1 protein-coding gene is annotated in these 551 nt (G+C 61.9%); it reads left to right on the top strand.

The features are described from left to right. Positions 1 to 551, top strand: a 551-nt coding sequence (locus ACRZ95_RS23225; RefSeq protein WP_480555768.1) for a proline dehydrogenase family protein, incomplete at both ends; no start/stop codon positions are given.

The raw sequence follows: 551 nt of genomic DNA on the forward strand, positions 1-551 counted from the left end.
CTTGATGCTGACGGGCAAGGTTTTGGATGACGGAGACTCGTCACCGGTCGGCGCTTTGCGCGGCGCGATAAAGCGATTGGGTGAACCTGTGATTCGCACCGCGGTTGGTCGCGCGATGAAAGAAATGGGGCGCCAGTTTGTCCTGGGTGAAACCATTCAATCCGCAATGGACCGCGCCAGCGCCATGGAAGCCAAGGGTTACACCTATTCTTACGACATGCTGGGAGAGGCCGCCCGGACCGAAGCGGACGCTGCGCGCTATCACCTGTCCCACTCACGGGCAATTGCGGCCATTGCCGAGGCCTGCACCCATGACGATATCCGCGCCAACCCCGGTGTATCCGTAAAACTATCGGCCCTGCATCCACGCTATGAACTGGCGCAGGAAGCGCGTGTGATGGACGAGCTGGTCCCGCGTCTGCGGGCTCTGGCGTTGCTGGCCAAGGCTGCGGGAATGGGCCTGAACGTGGATGCAGAAGAAGCAGATCGGCTATCGCTGTCTCTGGACGTGATTGAGGCCGTGCTGTCCGAACCGGCGCTGGCCGGGTGGG

Source organism: Ruegeria sp. AI3 (assembly GCF_056541245.1).